The 16,441-nt window shown below is 63.6% G+C and carries 13 protein-coding genes; 5 read left to right on the plus strand and 8 right to left on the minus strand.

What is annotated here, in order from left to right; translation table 11 throughout:
- Window positions 1-262: 262 nt before the first annotated feature.
- The 4 genes from LN996_RS21135 to LN996_RS21150 form a co-directional block, all read right to left on the minus strand.
- The gene (locus LN996_RS21135) at window positions 263-1,186 is read right to left on the minus strand and encodes an AEC family transporter (protein ID WP_231342896.1); all 924 of its coding nucleotides are present in this window, start codon (window positions 1,184-1,186) and stop codon (window positions 263-265) included.
- A gap of 105 nt (window positions 1,187-1,291) precedes the next feature.
- Complete coding sequence (locus LN996_RS21140; RefSeq protein ID WP_231342898.1) at window positions 1,292-2,662, minus strand: L-serine ammonia-lyase; 1,371 nt, start codon at window positions 2,660-2,662, stop codon at window positions 1,292-1,294.
- 131 nt (window positions 2,663-2,793) lie between these two features.
- The gene (locus LN996_RS21145) at window positions 2,794-3,687 is read right to left on the minus strand and encodes a LysR family transcriptional regulator (RefSeq protein ID WP_231342900.1); all 894 of its coding nucleotides are present in this window, start codon (window positions 3,685-3,687) and stop codon (window positions 2,794-2,796) included.
- 22 nt (window positions 3,688-3,709) lie between these two features.
- Window positions 3,710-4,774 carry an Lrp/AsnC family transcriptional regulator gene (locus tag LN996_RS21150; RefSeq protein ID WP_231342902.1) on the minus strand — a complete coding sequence of 355 codons (1,065 nt, stop codon included), beginning with the start codon at window positions 4,772-4,774 and terminating at the stop codon, window positions 3,710-3,712.
- Between the two features lie 81 nt (window positions 4,775-4,855).
- Between LN996_RS21150 and LN996_RS21155 the strand changes: the two genes are divergently transcribed.
- Window positions 4,856-6,316, plus strand: coding sequence for an MFS transporter (locus LN996_RS21155; protein WP_231342905.1), 1,461 nt, complete (start codon window positions 4,856-4,858; stop codon window positions 6,314-6,316).
- Between the two features lie 29 nt (window positions 6,317-6,345).
- Window positions 6,346-7,575, plus strand: a complete 1,230-nt coding sequence (locus tag LN996_RS21160) for an amidohydrolase (RefSeq protein WP_231342907.1) — start codon at window positions 6,346-6,348, stop codon at window positions 7,573-7,575.
- 111 nt (window positions 7,576-7,686) lie between these two features.
- Here the strand turns inward: LN996_RS21160 and LN996_RS21165 are convergent, their stop codons facing one another.
- The gene (locus tag LN996_RS21165) at window positions 7,687-9,000 is read right to left on the minus strand and encodes an LssY C-terminal domain-containing protein (protein ID WP_231342909.1); all 1,314 of its coding nucleotides are present in this window, start codon (window positions 8,998-9,000) and stop codon (window positions 7,687-7,689) included.
- Window positions 9,001-9,148: 148 nt separating this feature from the next.
- On the opposite strand from LN996_RS21165, the gene LN996_RS21170 reads away from it, so the two are divergent.
- Window positions 9,149-10,564: a CotH kinase family protein gene (locus tag LN996_RS21170; RefSeq protein WP_231342911.1), complete on the plus strand. Its 1,416-nt coding sequence runs from the start codon at window positions 9,149-9,151 to the stop codon at window positions 10,562-10,564.
- Window positions 10,565-10,601: 37 nt separating this feature from the next.
- On the opposite strand, the gene LN996_RS21175 is transcribed toward LN996_RS21170, so the two are convergent.
- Window positions 10,602-11,585 (minus strand): NAD(P)-dependent oxidoreductase, encoded by a 984-nt coding sequence (locus tag LN996_RS21175; RefSeq protein WP_231342912.1) that lies wholly within the window; start codon window positions 11,583-11,585, stop codon window positions 10,602-10,604.
- Window positions 11,586-11,697: 112 nt separating this feature from the next.
- Here LN996_RS21175 and LN996_RS21180 point away from each other — a divergent pair, with 112 nt between their 5' ends.
- Complete coding sequence (locus tag LN996_RS21180; RefSeq protein ID WP_231342913.1) at window positions 11,698-11,943, plus strand: hypothetical protein; 246 nt, start codon at window positions 11,698-11,700, stop codon at window positions 11,941-11,943.
- A 261-nt stretch (window positions 11,944-12,204) separates the two neighbouring features.
- Window positions 12,205-14,496 (plus strand): maltose alpha-D-glucosyltransferase, encoded by a 2,292-nt coding sequence (gene treS, locus LN996_RS21185; protein ID WP_231342917.1) that lies wholly within the window; start codon window positions 12,205-12,207, stop codon window positions 14,494-14,496.
- A 66-nt stretch (window positions 14,497-14,562) separates the two neighbouring features.
- Here treS and ppk2 read toward each other — a convergent pair whose 3' ends face one another.
- Together ppk2 and LN996_RS21195 are read right to left on the minus strand one after the other, a co-directional pair.
- Window positions 14,563-15,498, minus strand: a complete 936-nt coding sequence (gene ppk2 / locus LN996_RS21190; RefSeq protein WP_231342919.1) for a polyphosphate kinase 2 — start codon at window positions 15,496-15,498, stop codon at window positions 14,563-14,565.
- Window positions 15,499-15,534: 36 nt separating this feature from the next.
- Window positions 15,535-16,089: a GNAT family N-acetyltransferase gene (locus LN996_RS21195; RefSeq protein WP_231342921.1), complete on the minus strand. Its 555-nt coding sequence runs from the start codon at window positions 16,087-16,089 to the stop codon at window positions 15,535-15,537.
- Window positions 16,090-16,441: the final 352 nt, after the last annotated feature.

The raw sequence follows: 16,441 nt of genomic DNA on the forward strand, positions 1-16,441 counted from the left end.
CCCCCCCCCCCCCCCCCCCCCCCCCCCCCCCCGCGGGGGGGGGGGCCCCCCCCCCCCCCCCCCCCCCGGGCCCGCCCCCCGCGCCCCCCCCCCCCCCCCCCCCCCCGTCGAGCCTTAAGCGGTGGCTGGCTTCCCACTGCGTGCCGCCACCACCCACTTTGGATCTGAAACCACTCCGACACGCCGCGACTGACGGCATGTCGAGCTCCGTCATGTTTCAAAGTTGGTGTTGGAGGCCCAGCCAGATGGACAGCTGTTGGGCCTAGCCGAACAGCCAGGCCGCCCCCAGCAGCAGCGGTATGGCCAAGATGCTGGTGAACACCGCCGTTGACTGGGCAATCCCTTGGCCCACGCCGTAGCGGACAGCATAGAGGACCACGTTCTGGCCGGTGGGAAGGATGGCACACGCCGTGACCACGAATGTGCTGAAGGGGTCCAGGTGGAAGACGAAGGCGGCCAGGATCCATGCGAGCACAGGCTGGACTGCCGACTTAAGAATGACGGCAATAGTGGTGGGGACGCGGTCTCCGATGCCGGGGCGCACTGACAATCCGTGAAGGGACATGCCGAAGATGATCAGCATCAGGGGGACAGCCAACTGGGCAACCAGCGCCAACGGATCCAGAACCAGGCGGGGCAGTTCAATCCCCAAGGCACTCACCACGATCCCAAGAATCGCGGCAACTGTGACCGGGTTGCGGAAGGGGATGGACAGCACGCGCCAGATGGAGACGTGTTTGCCCGCCGGATCCGTGAGGTCCAGGATGGTCAGGGCAATGGGCGTGACGATGGCCAATTGAAACAGCATGATGGGCGTGACGTAGGTGGCGCTGCCGAGGATGTAAAGGGACAGAGGAACGCCCAGATTGGTGGAGTTCACGATTCCCACGGACAGCGCGCCAATGGTGGTCCGCCGGACACCCCAGCGGCCAATGAGGCCCGCCACGGTAAACACGAGCATGACCGCCACCGCCGTGACTACGGAAATCAGGCCGGTGGCGCTGAGGACATCTGAAATGTGGCGCGAGGCAATCGCCGAAAACATCAGGCAGGGCAGCCCCACCATGAACGTCAGCGTGGAGAGGACTTTGCTGCCCTCGGGACCCAACGTCTTGGTTCTGCCAAGGATGTAGCCAATGAGCAGCACAACACCGACCACAAAGAAACCCTGAAGGACTCCGTCCACACCGTTTTCCTCAATCCGTAACTCTGGAATGCCGGCTGGTGACGCAGGCTGACTGGGAACGGATTAACCCTATCGGTCAGGAAACGACCGCCGGGCCAGGTGACGTCAGCACGCTATGACATTGACGGCCAGGCCTCCCCGCGAGGTCTCCTTGTACTTGCTCTTCATGTCCGCGCCGGTCTCGCGCATGGTTTTGATGGCGGCATCCAGCGAGACGTGATGGATACCGTCGCCGCGAAGGCTGATCCTGGCCGCATTGATGGCTTTGTTGCTGGCCATGGCGTTGCGCTCGATGCACGGTATTTGCACCAGGCCGCCCACGGGGTCGCATGTCAGCCCGAGGTTGTGTTCGATCCCGATTTCCGCAGCGTTCTCAACCTGCTGGGGCGTGCCGCCGAGGATCTCGCACAACGCCCCGGCCGCCATGGAGCACGCCGATCCCACCTCTCCCTGGCACCCGACTTCGGCACCCGAGATGGAGGCGTTCTCCTTGAAGAGAACACCGATGGCGGCCGCCGTGAGCAGGAACCGCACCACCGAATCCTCCGTCGCCCCGGGCGTGAACATCATGTAGTAGTGCAGGACGGCAGGGATGATGCCCGCAGCTCCGTTGGTGGGCGCCGTGACCACTCTTCCGCCCGTTGCGTTCTCTTCATTGACCGCCAACGCGAAAAGGTTGATCCAGTCCACGGCGCGAAGGGGATCGCTGGTGTCGTCTTTCGCCTGCAGGTCAGCCAACAAACGGGGCGCACGACGGCGGACCTTGAGGCTGCCGGGCAGGTGCTCTTCCGGGCGGCGACAGCCGCGTTCCACGCATTCCTTCATGGTGTCCCAGATGTGGAGCAACTCAGTGCGGGTTTCCTCATCGCTGCGCCAGGCACGCTCGTTGGCCAGCATAATGTCACTGATGGACAGGCCTTCGCGGTCGCAATGGGACAACAACTCCTCGGCGCTGGTGAACGGGAACCGGAGCTGGACGTCGTTCTGCGGCTTGGCCCCCACCGAGCCTTCGTCCACCACGAAACCGCCGCCCACCGAGTAGCACGTCTGCTCGGCGAGCACGTTTCCGTCGTGGTCGAAGGCCTGGAACCTCATGCCGTTGGGATGGGCCGGCAGGGATTGGCGCAGGTGGAGCGTGACGTCCTTGCCCCGGTTGAAGGGGATCATCCGGCGTTGACCGATGAGGAGTTTCCTGGATTCTGTGGCCTCCTCGACCCTCTGGTCCGCCGTCACGGTATCCACCGTTTCGGGCGACTCTCCCATGAACCCCAGGATGACAGCTTTGTCCGAGCCGTGGCCTCTTCCAGTAGCCCCCAGTGAACCGAACAGTCCGGCGTGAAGGCGATCAACGGCGTCGAGCATGCCTTCAGCGGCAAGGGTTTCAACGAAGGTGCGGGCAGCCCGCATCGGGCCGACCGTGTGGGACGACGACGGGCCGATCCCGATCGAAAACAGATCAAGGGCGCTCAAGGCCATGGCGTTCCTCCGCGGGGTAAAGGGTTGGGGGTCTCTTCCCAGCTTGAGGGCGGATCGGGTCAGCGTCTATCGGGAACTTCTGAACTCGATGTGAAGCGCAGCTTAACGATCCTGTACCGTAGTGCGCTGCATCAGGCAGTGGGGCGTGCTTCCACGGCGATCCTGAGTTCTTCAAGGACGGCAGCAACGGCTGGTGATTCCTTGCTGGCGGTCCGGTTCAAGACGATGATGTTGCGGCCACAGCTCGGCTCCACCCGGCGGACTACCAAATCCTCCGTTTCCCGCCCGAGGTTCAACTCACTCATCAACGCGACCCCGAGACCGCCACGGACCAACCCCAGTGTGGCCATGAGGTTTCGGCAGTTCGCGACAACGTTCGGCTCGAAGCCCGAGTCGCGGCACGTTTGGCGCACGAACTGCTCGAACACACTGCCCTGCTGGTCAAGGATCCACCGATCAGCCGCGAAGTCGGACAGGGTCACCGCCTCCGTCGCCTGCCTGCCCCCGGGAAGACAGAGGATGATTTCGTCACGCGCCAAAACGGTCTTCACGAGCCCTTCGTCCTGTATTTCGTGCAGGTCGTCCACTACCGCGACATCGATGTGCCCGGCGCGCAATTGTGCGACGCTTTCGAACGGCTCAAGGTCGGAGACGGTCACGTCCAGGCGCGGATAGTTCGTCTGCAGGGACATCACGGCAGCGGGCAATACCGTGCTGCAAAAGCTGGGGAAGGCGCTGATGGCAAGCCGGCCACGGACATCAGTAAGGAACTTCTTCAGGTTGGCTTCGGCGGATTCCACCTCAGAGGCGATGCGGCCGTAGTGGCCAACCAACATAGTGCCGGCTTCGGTGAGCCGAACCTTCCGTCCGGCGCGGACAAGGAGCGGCAGTCCGGCTTCCCGTTCAAGCACCGCCAGCTGCTGGCTCACGGCCGAGGTAGTCATGTGCAGCTTGGCAGCGGCCGCTGTCATGGTGCCTTCAAGCTCAAGGGTCTTGAGGATGTGCAGCCGACGGATATCAAGCACAGGAACCTCCTACGGTTTAGCTCTACTTAACCCCAGAAGCAGGCCGCGAGCCACGTTCGGGTGACCCATCCGGCGTCGTCCAGGGGTGAATGAAACCGAGAGTCGCCGCTCCGTCGTCATCAATCAAACGCCCCAGGTGCTTGCTCATCCTGAACACCACGCTGCGATCCACAATCCTCGCGCTGGGAACGGCCGCTTCCAGAGCTGCCTCGAAGCGCATCACATCGGTCAGCTCCCTCAGCCATACGGCGACCACCAGGTTGTACTGGCTGGCCACTGCGAGCGCAGTGCGGGCTTCCGGGATCCGGGCCATCAGCCCGCGTATCTGCTGGATGTGCTTGGCGGCTGTGCGCATGAAGTACCAGGCATAGACGGGCCAGCCTGTGACGCTCCGGGCAACATCGGTACGAATGCGGAGCAGCCCGTCGGCCCGCAAGCGGGCCAGCCCATCTGCGACCCGCTGCTCGCTGAGGCCGTGTTCTGCGGCGATGTGGCTGACGGGCCGCCTTCCGTCCTCGGTGAGGCAGTGCCGTAGGGCCGCTTCGACGTCGGGGTGCACCGTCCGCGGGGCCCTTGTCCGGGGCGGGCGCGGTTTGGGTACTTTGGCCACTTCGGGTGGAGTCAGCGCGCGCAATCGCCAGTCGGACGCCTCCATCACCATTTCCGTGACCAGATGCGTCTGGGTGTTCCGGACGCCCTCGAGCGCACCGATCTGATTTGTGACCGCATCCCAGATGGCCAAAGGGTTGTCCGCGAGCATGGTCGCCAGAAGGTCGCGCCCGCCGGAGGTGTGGTCGAGGGTCAGCACGGAGGGAATCCGGGTAATTTGCCGGGCCACGTCACCGATTTGTTGCGGGATGCAGGTGATGTCGATGAGCGCCGAGGCCCCACTGGGGAAGATGCCGGTCACCCAGGCGAGTCCACGTTCCCGCAGCGAGTCCCATCGCCTTGCCAGCGTTACGGGGTCCACGCCGATCACCGGAGCCAGTTCGCTCCACGGGGCGCGGCCTTCAATCTGAAGAGCATGGATGATGCGTTCCTCAAGGGGATCGAGCATGTATTCCTGCATGAAGATAAGGATATTCATGAATACCTGCGATTTCATCCAACGGAAACACGGCACTTCCATGATGTTGTGATCCCGTTCACTTCACACATCGGAGCGCACATGCGTACAACTGCGCAGACTTCCACCAAGGCCGCAGGAGCCGTCGGCTTCCTGGTGGTCATGGAGCTCGGCAGCGGCATTCTTCAGGGCTGGCTGAATCCTTTGTTCTCGTCCATCGGTGAACACCATGGAGTTTCGGCTGCCTCGCTGAACTGGATCAGCGCCGCGTACTTGCTGGCTACCGTCTTGGTAGTCCCGCTGCTGTCCAAGCTCGGCGACATCCACGGCCACAAGCGAATCCTCATGATCTCCACGGCAATTGTCGCCGCGGCCTCAGTGCTTGTGGCGTTTGCCCCCAACTACGAGTTGTTCCTGCTGGGCCGGGCCATCCAGGCGCCACTGGCAGTGTTCCTCCCCCTGGAATTCGCCATCGTCCACCAGCGCGATTCGGAACGCTCGGGTCGGAGCATCGGCCGGCTGGTCGCCGCGCTGACCCTCGGCGCCACGATCGGCGGATTCCTCGGAGGCCTCGTCCTCGACGCCACGGGGAGCCTGTCCATCACCTTGCTCATGCCCGCAATCTTCATGGCCCTGTGCATCCCGGGCATCGCCATGTTCGTCAAGGAGACCCCGCTGCGGAGCAAAGGGCGGGTGGACTACCTGGGGGCCGCGCTTCTTGGAGCCGGGCTGGTTGCCCTGCTTGGAGGAGCCTCGAACCTGGCGACCTGGCCGCCAACGACGACTGCCCTTGCGATGGCGGCCGGTGTTGCGCTCCTGGCTGCCTGGGTGGTTTCCGCCCGCCGGATCGAACACCCTCTGGTAGACCTCACCATGCTCTTGCGCGGTGGAATTGGGCTGCCGATCGTGGTCGCGTTCCTGTTTGGGGCGCAGCTGTTCGGAGCACAGGCACCCATCTCCGTGTATCTGCGCTCTGATCCCGCCACCTTGGGCTTTGGCTTCGGTGCCGCAGCTTCTGCTGCCGGAACCATGCTCAGCATTATGGCCTTGGCCGCCTTCCTTGGGGCTTCCCTCGGCGACCGCGTTTCCCGCGCCTTGGGCGGCACCCGCACCGTTGCCCTCGGCGGAGCGCTCGGCGCCGTGGCCTATGCCCTCATGATCCTGACGCCGGGCAGCCTGGTGACCTTCTCCACGTGGCTGGTGATTGCCGGCTTCGGTACAGGACTGGTCAGTGGCACCCTGCCAACCTTGGTGGTCCAGCGCGCGGCGGCGGATTCTGTGGGGATCGCGTCCGGCCTGTATAACACCGCCCGTACCGCTGCCGGCGGTGTTGCCGGAGCGCTGTTCGCGCTGCTGATGTCCGCTCTCACAACCCCGACGGCTACGGGAACACGCGCCGCAACCGAGTTCTCCTTCCACGCCGTGTGGTGGATCTGTGCAGGCCTTTGCGTGCTCTTCGCCATCGCCGTCCTGTTCATCCGTCAGGCTGCACCACCAAAGGAAATGGCCGCACCAGCCGTGGCCGCACCCCGGGCAGGCGACGCCCTCGAACCCGTCAACTGACACGACTACAACTACCAGCGAGGAAAACAATGACAATTTCAATCGACATCACCTCACGGCAGACACTGCGCGACGCCGTACGGGAGTCCGTGGCCGCCGTCGGGCCTTCCATCCTTGACCTCAGCCACAAGGTCCACGCGCTGGCCGAGGTCTCCTGGGAAGAACACAAATCGGCGGCGGCCGCGGCCGAAGTCCTGCGCGACGGCGGTTTCGACGTCATCGAAGGCGCCTATGGTGTGCCGACGGCGCTTGAGGCCGTCTACGGGAGCGGCGAACTGACCGTCGTGATCTGCGCAGAGTACGACGCCCTCCCGGAAGTGGGCCACGCATGCGGGCACAACATCATCGCCGCAGCAGGCGTCGGCGCAGCGCTGGCCCTCAAGCCCGTAGCGGACGCCGCCGGGCTGCGCATCAAATTGCTCGGCACTCCGGCTGAAGAGCATGGCGGCGGCAAGGTGTCCCTCTTGCAGGCAGGCGCCTGGGAGGACGCCGCGTTCTCGCTCATGGTTCACGGGATGACCGGGACGGAACGGAGCGCATCAGCGTTCAGCATGGCGGCCGTGGAACGCTTCGAGGTCCAGTTCAAGGGCAGCGAAGCCCACGCCGCAGGAGCGCCGGACAAGGCCATCAACGCGGGAGCAGCAGCGAGCCTGGCGCTGATGAACATGGCCGTCCTGCGGCAGCACCTGCCGGAGGACTCCAACACCAACGCCTTCATCTCGCACGGCGGCGGCGCCACCAATGTCATCGCTGGTGACGCCACGGTGCAGGTGGAGGTCCGGGCCGGAGACCTCAACGATTGGCGCGAGCTCAAGCGGCGCGTTCTCGCCTGCTTCGAGGGAGCGGCCATCGCTACCGGCTGCACGTGGACGCACTGCCAGACCGAGCACCCCTACGCCCCCTTGGACACGCACGCCGGACTGGGTAAGGCATGGGACGCCAACATGGAAGCAGTAGGCCGGCCCGTGGATCACACCCCTGTCTTCGGTGGCGGCTCCTCGGACATGGGCAACGTCTCCCAAGTGATCCCGTCTGTCCACGGCATGGTGGTTGTCCGCAACAGCAGCGCGGTGCCCCACCACCCGGACTTCACGGCAGCCGCCATCACGCCCGAAGCCGACGACGCAGTCATCGACGGCGCCACCGTCCTGGCGCTCACCATCCTGGATGCCGCTTTGGATCCCCAACTGCGGTCCGGGCTGATGGAGCTTCAGGCCTCGCGACAGCCCGGTGCCACCAGGCTGACGCTGGAGGCATAGGTTACGGCCCACACGGTCGACGGCGGCACTCGCGTGGGTGCCGTCGTCGATCCTTTACCGGGGACGGCTATTGGGGGACGGCGTGTCCCGGTCCCGCAAAGTCAAAGAAGGTCAGGACGGCACACGCCGGTTGACCAGCTCCGGAGGAAGAGCCGGAACGCGTTGGCGCTTCGCGTAGACCCTGGCCCGTTGGCTGGAGAGCGCCAGCAACACGAGGATGTCCGAGGCCAGACCGGAGAGTCCCGCCTCGAAGGTGAGGTTCGCGGTCCCCGTGGAGTAGTCGATTGCCTGAACCAGGATCGAGATGGAACTGAGGGCCATGGCGATCACCCGGGCGCCGTTGCTGCCCAGGAAAATCCGCCATGCCAGGAAGACTTCGCCGAGACCGAAGAGCAGCACAATGACCGCTACGGTGACCAGGGCCGCCGTCGTGGTTTCAGGGTCCGAGGAAGCGTCATCGAAGGTGATGCCATCCAGCTCTCCGCCGGACGTCAGGAGCGTGATCGATAGGACCAACGCCGCGACCGCCCTGGCAACCACCAGTGCCGCGCCCATCATCGTGGGGGCCGGCCGCCTATCGCGGCTGTCAGTCCTGTTGGCCGGTTGCCCGGAGGGGACCGGCACGCGGCGTGCGTCAACAATGGGCAGGTCGCCGTCGGTGGAAATCGAGTCACCGCCGCCGTTGCGTGTGTGATAGCCGGTGGAGAAGTCCTCGATGACCTGCACGGTGACAGCGGGCTCTACGGCAGAAACCGTGGAAACGATGTGGTCGCGTTCCACATCGGTGTTCTGCTCGATCTTGTGCGTGATCTGGAGGGTGAACAGCGAGAAACCGACGCTGCGGTCATAGGTTCCGGCAGCCAGCCAATCCACTTTGTGGCCACCGGGCAGGAGCCATCCCTCCGGGCAACGCCAGAAGCGGACGTGGTGGCGTTTGCCCGGGGTGTTGTCCACTTCCTGTTGGTAGGCAAAGTCCTGTTGCCGGTCGAAGAGGTACAGAGGGCTGACCGGTGCCTCGGTGTAGCTCCGGCGGAAAATGGTGGAGCTGACAATACGGCGGCTGCTGGCAAACGTTACGTCGTCGGCCATCGTCCACCCGGCGGACTGCATGATCGCGTGGATCTGGGGCTCAGCGCCGAGAAGGGCAACATTCACTGGATCCCCGAGAAGGCCATCGCTGGTTCGTGCGCGGCCAATGAAATAGCCGGGAACGTAAATGGTGGTCAGAATCCGGTGCAGCCGTGGCAGCAGCAAATAGGCCAGGAATGCCCAGAACACCACGGAGAACCAGATCTGGCCCCATCCCAGATGGAAGCTTTCCCCCACCAACAGGAACGCCAGCCACACGGCAGCCGCTCCGCCCAGGATGAAGAATCCATGGTCCAAGCGGCTGTCTGTGACTTCTTTCTTCGGCACCTTGTACATTTAGCTCCCCCTTGTGGCCCCTTAAGCTTCGGACTTCGGGTGGCTGTTGTACAGACGCCAATACATACAGCCCGCACTGGTACGGCACAGCAGAGTCACAGGCATCATAGGGAACCTAGGAAGGACCCCTAGCCGAAAGCCAACGTCCATGCATCGCACACCACGCACCGTTATCGCCGTATCCGTCCTTGCCGTGACACTCGCCGTCGCAGGGTGCGGCGCGGGCGCCGGGACCCAAGCGGCCGGCACCAGCGTCTCCACCGGCACCGCAGCAAGCACGACGGCGGCCACCACCCTTTTCGACGCCGGCTCCCCACATACGGTCAGCATCCAGTGGGACGAGGCCGCGTACGCGAAAATGATCGCAGCTTATGAGGCCGATGGTTCCAAAGAATGGATCAAAGCCGATATCACCATCGACGGAACAATGATTTCCGCCGTCGGCGTGCGGCTTAAAGGGAACTCCACGCTTCGTAGCCTCAGCGGAAATGGAAGCGGCCCCGGCGGAAATGCTACGTCCTCAGGCATCTCCTCAGACGTCCCGGAGTCGCTGCCGCTGCTGATCGATTTCGGGAAATACGTGGATAACCAGACGTACCAGGGGCTGACCCAACTCTCGCTTCGCCCGGGTTCGCCTGTCCTGAACGAGGCCCTGGCCCTGGCTATGACCCAAGCCAGCGGGCAGGCCACACAACGCTATGCCTACACCACGTATTCCGTAAACGGCGGCCCAACCCAAACCAGGCTGTTGGTGGAAAACCCTGGCGAGACATACGCAGATGCCCTCTTCGACACCCCGGGTGTCCTGTTCAAGGCAGATGCCGAATCCAGCTTCACCTATCAAGGCGATGACCTGGCCACTTACGAGGAACAATTCAAACAGCTGAACGCCAAAGAGACCGCTGACTTCCAGCCGGTGGTGGCGTTCCTCAAGTGGCTCTCCGAGGCCAGCGACGAAGAGTTCGATGCGGGGCTGGCAGAGCGGGTGGACGTGGAGTCGTTCGCGCGTTATGCCGCCACCATGAACCTGCTGGTCAACGGGGACGACATGGCCGGGCCCGGACAAAACTACTACCTCTGGTACAACCTCGACACCAAGAAGATCTCCATCATTTCCTGGGACTTGAACCTGGCCCTGGCAGGGGACGCCACAGCCACCCCGGACCAGGAGGTGTCCATCGGGGGTGGCGGTGAGGGTGCCGGAGGCGGGATGCAGCCGCCATCCGGATTCACCCCACCATCCGGGCTCACTCCACCAAGCGGGGACCCCGCGGGCTCCGACGCGTTCCCTGGGATGGGCGGAGCTGCTGGCGGAGGGCGGGGCGGGAACGAGCTCAAGGAACGGTTCCTGGCGTCGGCCGACTTCAAAACCTTGTACGACGACGCCTACAAGGATCTCTACCAGCAGCTCTACGCCAGTGGAAAGGCCGCGGGCCTCCTCGACCAGATCGCCGCCTCCGTGCCCACCAGCGACAACCTTTCAGCGTCCGACGTGGCCAAGCAAACGGACACGCTAAAGGCCTTCATCACCGAACGCACGGAGGCACTGAAGGACAAGGTTTAGTGTCCTTCAGCACTGAGGCGAGTCCCGGCGTCGAGCGTTACGCCGTGGAATCAAGGGAAGCCTGAACCTGAAGCTTGTTGTTCCCAATAAGCCACTGCAGCGCCTCACGAACGGCCTGTTCCGGCTCGTAGCGGGGGGCGTAGCCCAGGAGGGACCTGGCTTTTTCGATGGTGAGGCAGTGGTTGCGGGAGAGATGGGCCCAGCTGGTGTCGGCATGTTCAGGCGTGGTGGTTTGGCGGAAGTCCTCCCAACTGATCATCTCCGAGTGCGGTTCCCGCCCAAACCACGACGCCGCGATTTCCACGTAGCCGCGAACCGTTAAAGCTGCGGGTGCAACGATGTTGAAGTCCTCGCCGGCTGCCGCGTCGCGATTCAGGATGGCTCCCTCGAAGGCCTGCGCGAGGTCGTCCGCATGGACGTGGTGCATCATCTCGGTGCCACTGCCCGGAATCTGCAGTGGCTGTCCGGCCGCGATCTTTTGCCACACGGAGGGATCGAAATTTCCGAGCGGCCCCACGGGATGCCATCCGGGACCGACAATGTGGCCGGGGTGCAGGGACGTGGTGATGAGCCCTCCGGAGGCCGTCTCATCCTTCAGCATCCGGGCAATATCGCGTTTCTGGATGCCGTATTCATCCAGCGGCTCCGCGGTGGAGTCCGCCCCCTCTGAGATGGGCAGCTTCCGGCTGGCACCATAACGCCAGATCGACCCGCAATGCAGCAGGTGCCCCGCCTCGCCGCGCAGCCGGTTCACCAGCGCCGTGGCGGAGTCGAGCGTGAAGCACACCAAGTCAACTACGACGTCGGCTCCCAGGTCGGCGACCCTGTCACCGAAGATGCCCTCCCGGTCCTCGAGGCGGCGGTCCGCGACGACCTGCCGGACCTGCTGCCACTCGGGCGCATCAACGTATGCTGTGCTGGTCCCGCGGCTGATATTGATGACCTCGTGGCCGCTGCGGACGAGCCTGGGAATGAGGAAGGAGCCAATATGGCCGCTTCCGCCGATAACAACAATTTTCATGTGTCCTCCGATCTTCACCAGCCACGGTAATGGCTGTTCGGCGCCGGCCATAGGGCCGGAGGGGCTTTCGCGGACCGTTGACTGCCTCGGGCCGGATGCTTACTCTATCGAAATGACTAACCTGAAGAAGAAGATTGCGTCCATATTCGCGGCAACCTCCATCCTGGCGGGCGGTGGAATTGCTTTGGCTGCCCCGGCCGAGGCGGCCAGCACCTACGTCTATTGGTTTCACACGAAGGCGACGTGCGAGTCGAACCTGGATGCCGCCCGGCCCGGATTCGGTTCCTACGTGCGCCTTGTCGAGGGGTGTGTCCGGAACGGCAACGGCTACGCCTACACGGTGGTGTGGCGGTACTGACAGCCCCACACCCGGCCCGCACGATTCCGAGCCCGACGTCGGCCCCCCCCCGAGTGCCGACGTCGCGCTTCATCGTGGCCACCGCAGCGCGACCAACGTCAACCCGACACATAATAACGAGACTTACTTGTTCCCTGGTTAGACAAACGGCAGGCTCCCCCGACTAGCATGATTAAGCCGGGCATGCCCGGGTACGTGACCTCTTGAACGACCCCCTCGGACGGTCGGCGTTGACGCGGCGACCACGTAAAGGAGAAAACTGTGCGGGAGCCTGCAGTCAACGAGAGCGTGTCAGAAATCAGCGGAACCCCTGAAGGAAATTCGGAGGAGACGCCCCAGGAAACGCCCGATGAAACAGCAAGCGAACCAGCGGAGATCACGTTCGACGAACAGTTCTATCCGGCCCGGCCGAAGGCCCTCAGGCCGATTGCCCGGCGGCGGCAGTTCTTCGCAGCGCGCCCCTCACTGGAGTTTGACGGCCTGAACAAGACGTACGTGGACTGGCTGCGGAATCAGTCCATGCTGGGCGACGCCAACACCATGGCCCGCCAATTATCCGGCCAGGCCAGCATGTGGCAGAACTCCTACGCCAGGCCCAATCCCCGGGCGGCCGTGGAGCGGGCACCTGTCTGGTTCACCGCCTACCCCCTTTCCTTCATCACCAAGGATGGCCAGTCGTTCCTTTCGGCCCTTGGTGATCCCGAGCTCTGGGATGCCTTCAGCAAGATTGGCATCCGTGGGCTGCACACCGGGCCGGTCAAGCTGGCGGGCGGCATCCGCGGCTGGTCGCAGACGCCCAGCGTTGATGGCCACTTTGACCGCATCAGCATGGCGATCGACCCCGCTTTCGGCACCGAGGAAGAGTTCCGCCAGATGTGCGAGGTTGCCAACGATCATGGGGGCACCGTCATTGACGACATCGTTCCCGGGCATACCGGCAAGGGCGCGGACTTCCGGCTGGCTGAGATGAACTTCCGCGACTACCCCGGCATCTACCACATGGTGGACATCCCGGAGGAGGACTGGCACCTGTTGCCCGATGTCCCCGAGGGCGAGGACTCCGTGAACATCAGCCCCGATGCGGAGCAGGCCCTGCAGCAGGCGGGCTACATCATCGGCCGGCTGCAGCGGGTCATTTTCTATGAGCCTGGCGTCAAGGAAACCAACTGGAGCGCCACCAAGCCGATCGTCGACACCACCGGCAAGACCCGCCGCTGGGTCTACCTCCATTACTTCAAGTCCGGCCAGCCCTCCATCAACTGGCTCGACCCAACATTCGCCGGGATGCGCCTGGTAGTTGGCGACGCCCTGCATTCCCTGCTGGACCTTGGCACTGGCGCACTGAGGCTGGATGCCAACGGCTTCCTCGGCGTCGAAAAGAGCGCGGAGGAAGAGCCCGGCTGGTCCGAGGGCCACCCACTGTCCGAGGCAGCCAACCAACTGATCGGTTCCATGATCCGCAAGGTGGGCGGGTTCTCCTTCCAGGAACTCAACCTCACCATCGATGACATCAAGATCCAGTCCGAGTCCGGCCCGGACCTCTCCTACGACTTCATCACAAGGCCCGCTTACCACTACGCCCTGGTCATCGGGGATACCGAGTTCCTGCGGCTGATGCTCAGGCTTTCCATGGAAATTGGCGTGGACCAGGCTTCCTTGGTCCACGCCCTCCAGAACCACGATGAACTGACCTATGAACTGCTCCACTTTGCTGCAGGGCACAGGGACGACGTCTTCGAACTTGGCGGTGAGGAACTGACCGGCGCCGAGGTTGCCGAGAAGGTCCAGAACACCATGCGGGAACGACTCACCGGCGAGAACGGACCGTACAACGCGGTCTTTACCACCAACGGCATCGCCTGCACCACGGTCAGCTTCATCATGGCGGCCCTGGGCATCAAGGATCCGGACGCCATCACCAAGGAGCAAGAGGTCCAGATCCTGGACGCCCACGTCCTGCTCTCCATGTACAACGCACTGCAGCCTGGCGTCTTCGCACTCTCCGGCTGGGACCTCACGGGCATCACAGCCATTGACCGCGAGACGGTCCGCGAGCTCACTTCGCAGGGCGACACCCGCTGGATCAACCGCGGAGCCCACGACCTGATGGGCACCAGCCCCGACGCGAAGACCTCCTTGGCCGGCATGCCCCGCGCACGGAGCCTCTATGGTCCGTTGCCCGAACAGCTCAAGGACTCAACCTCCTACGCGCGGCGTCTGCAGCAGATCCTCACAGTGCGGGAAGAGTCGGGGATCGCCACCAGCACCCTCCTGGACGTGCCGGACGTGTCCAACCGTGGACTGCTGGTCATGGTCAACCAGCTCGCCGACGGGGCTCTCCAGGTGACCGTCCTGAACTTCTCCGACCAGGACATTGCCGGCAGCATCCAGTCACCGCACCTGGTCCCGGGCGCCACCGTGCACGACCTCTTCAGCAGCGAAAATGTCGGCCAAGTGGACGACCTCCACAGCTTCTTCCTCGAACTGCCCGCCTTCCAGGGCACTGCACTGCTGTTGAAGGACCCGGTCATTGAGGACGAGGTCACCGAATAGGGAGCACGACGTCGGCACTCACGGTGAGTGTCGACGTCGTGGTGTGGCGTTTGGTCGCCTGCAGCGTTAGTCGCCTACAGCGTCCCGGCCGCGGCGGAGGATGAGCGGATCGGCGTCGTAGACAACCGAGGTGTCCTTATCCTCGTAGTCGAATTGGTTCAGGAAATAGCGCATGGCGTTGATGCGGGCGCGCTTCTTGTCGTTGGACTTGATGGTGATCCACGGCGCGTGGTCCGAGTCCGTATGTAGGAACGTTTGTTCCTTGGCGTCGGTGTATTCTTCCCAACGGTCCAAGGACGCGAGGTCCATGGGCGAGAGCTTCCAGCGGCGGACGGGGTCGATCTGGCGGATGGCGAAGCGCGTGCGCTGCTCCTGCCGGGTCACGGAGAACCAGAACTTGGTCACATGGATGCCGGCGTCCACCAGCATCTTTTCGAAGACCGGCGCCTGCCCCATGAAGGTGTCGTATTCGTCCTCGGTGCAGAAGCCCATGACGCGTTCGACGTTGGCGCGGTTGTACCAGGACCTGTCGAACATGACGATTTCACCGGCTGTGGGAAGGTGCTGGATGTAGCGCTGGAAGTACCACTGGCCCTGTTCGCGGTCCGAAGGTTTGGCGAGAGCAACTGTCCGGGCGGAGCGTGGGTCCAGGTGCTCCGTGAAGCGCTTGATGGTGCCGCCCTTGCCGGCGGCGTCCCTGCCCTCGAAGACAATCACGTGCTTGAGTCCGCGGTCCTGGCCCCAATACTGGAACTTCAGCAACTCGATTTGCAGGCGGTACTTCTCGATTTCGTATTCGTCGCGGGTCATCCGCTCCTGGTACGGATAATCCTCGTTCCAGGTTTCAACAGCGGATCCACCGGGATCGATCAGGTCCGGGTCCTCGCCTTGCCCGCCGCTGATGGTGTATCCCAGCTCCACCAGGTGGTCGATGGTCTCACGCAGGTTGTCCCTGACCCACCAATTATCCAGTGATGCGGATAGTGGATTTGCCTCCGTCATGCGGTCCTCCTGGTCAGCCGTGTAGTGCGCGGCAGCCTAACAACCGTTGGTGACGGGAACATGAACAGGTGCCAGATCGATCCAGTAGCGCCGAAACAGACGTCCATCCGCATCCGTCCGGGTGTCCTCGAGCGCCCCACCTCCACGCTCGATGGTCTTGGCGGAGGCGGCGTTCGTATCGTCGCAGGTCAGCAGAACCCGCTCAGGCCTTCCCTGCGCAGCCAAGCGGGAACACAACTCCCGCAGGGCCCATGACGCCGCCCCCCGGCCGCGATCCGAGGGCCGGACACCATATCCAATGTGCCCGCCGGAGTTCAGGAGTGCGGGGGTGAGGTAGTGCCGGAATGCAATGGCGCCCACGTACCGTGAGCCTTCGGTAATCCAGAGGTAGGTGCAGGGAACAATGCCGTCCTTCTCCGCCGTTTGCGCGGCGTCCTCCAGTTGCCGAATCCACGCCGCGAACCCTTCGGGGGTGATGACGTCGTCCGCCATGAATACCCCTGCGCCGTCCTGATGAGCCCCGTCCCACTCGCGGTGGGACTCAAGGAAGGACTGGTGGAAAGAGACATCCGGAGCGACGAGCTTAAACATGAAGTCGACCCTATACCTCGCCACGGCAGCGGCGGCGACACGGACGCGACACGCGGATAAATAATCGACAAACTTGTCATACGCACAACAAGCGTCGTATATTCGTTCCGTCCAGCGAGTTTATAAAACAAAGGAGTGAATCAAATGCTTAAGCTGAAGCGACTGGCAAAGCGCCGTTCCAAGCTGAACTTCGTGTTCAACTGAACCAAGCAGAAATAGTGGGGGCCCCCCCAAGCGGGGGGCCCCCGCATAATTGGTGGGCAGCAATTGCCGGCCCGACCCGCACCCCCAACACGTCCCCCCCGGGGGGTGCCACGGGGGCGGGCGGACCCCACGGCCAGGGCCCCCCCCC

Origin of the sequence: Arthrobacter sp. AK01, assembly GCF_021109375.1 — a bacterium.
Classification (GTDB): Bacteria; Actinomycetota; Actinomycetes; order Actinomycetales; family Micrococcaceae; genus Arthrobacter.

Bases quoted from the DNA above. Each gene is read 5' to 3' on its own strand.
- LN996_RS21140 (WP_231342898.1), bottom strand. From the start codon at position 2,662: ATGGCCTTGAGCGCCCTTGATCTGTTTTCGATCGGGATCGGCCCGTCG.
- LN996_RS21150 (WP_231342902.1), bottom strand. From the start codon at position 4,774: ATGAATATCCTTATCTTCATGCAGGAATACATGCTCGATCCCCTTGAG.
- LN996_RS21155 (WP_231342905.1), top strand. From the start codon at position 4,856: ATGCGTACAACTGCGCAGACTTCCACCAAGGCCGCAGGAGCCGTCGGC.
- LN996_RS21160 (WP_231342907.1), top strand. From the start codon at position 6,346: ATGACAATTTCAATCGACATCACCTCACGGCAGACACTGCGCGACGCC.
- LN996_RS21165 (WP_231342909.1), bottom strand. From the start codon at position 9,000: ATGTACAAGGTGCCGAAGAAAGAAGTCACAGACAGCCGCTTGGACCAT.
- LN996_RS21170 (WP_231342911.1), top strand. From the start codon at position 9,149: ATGCATCGCACACCACGCACCGTTATCGCCGTATCCGTCCTTGCCGTG.
- LN996_RS21175 (WP_231342912.1), bottom strand. From the start codon at position 11,585: ATGAAAATTGTTGTTATCGGCGGAAGCGGCCATATTGGCTCCTTCCTC.
- LN996_RS21180 (WP_231342913.1), top strand. From the start codon at position 11,698: ATGACTAACCTGAAGAAGAAGATTGCGTCCATATTCGCGGCAACCTCC.
- ppk2 (WP_231342919.1), bottom strand. From the start codon at position 15,498: ATGACGGAGGCAAATCCACTATCCGCATCACTGGATAATTGGTGGGTC.
- LN996_RS21195 (WP_231342921.1), bottom strand. From the start codon at position 16,089: ATGTTTAAGCTCGTCGCTCCGGATGTCTCTTTCCACCAGTCCTTCCTT.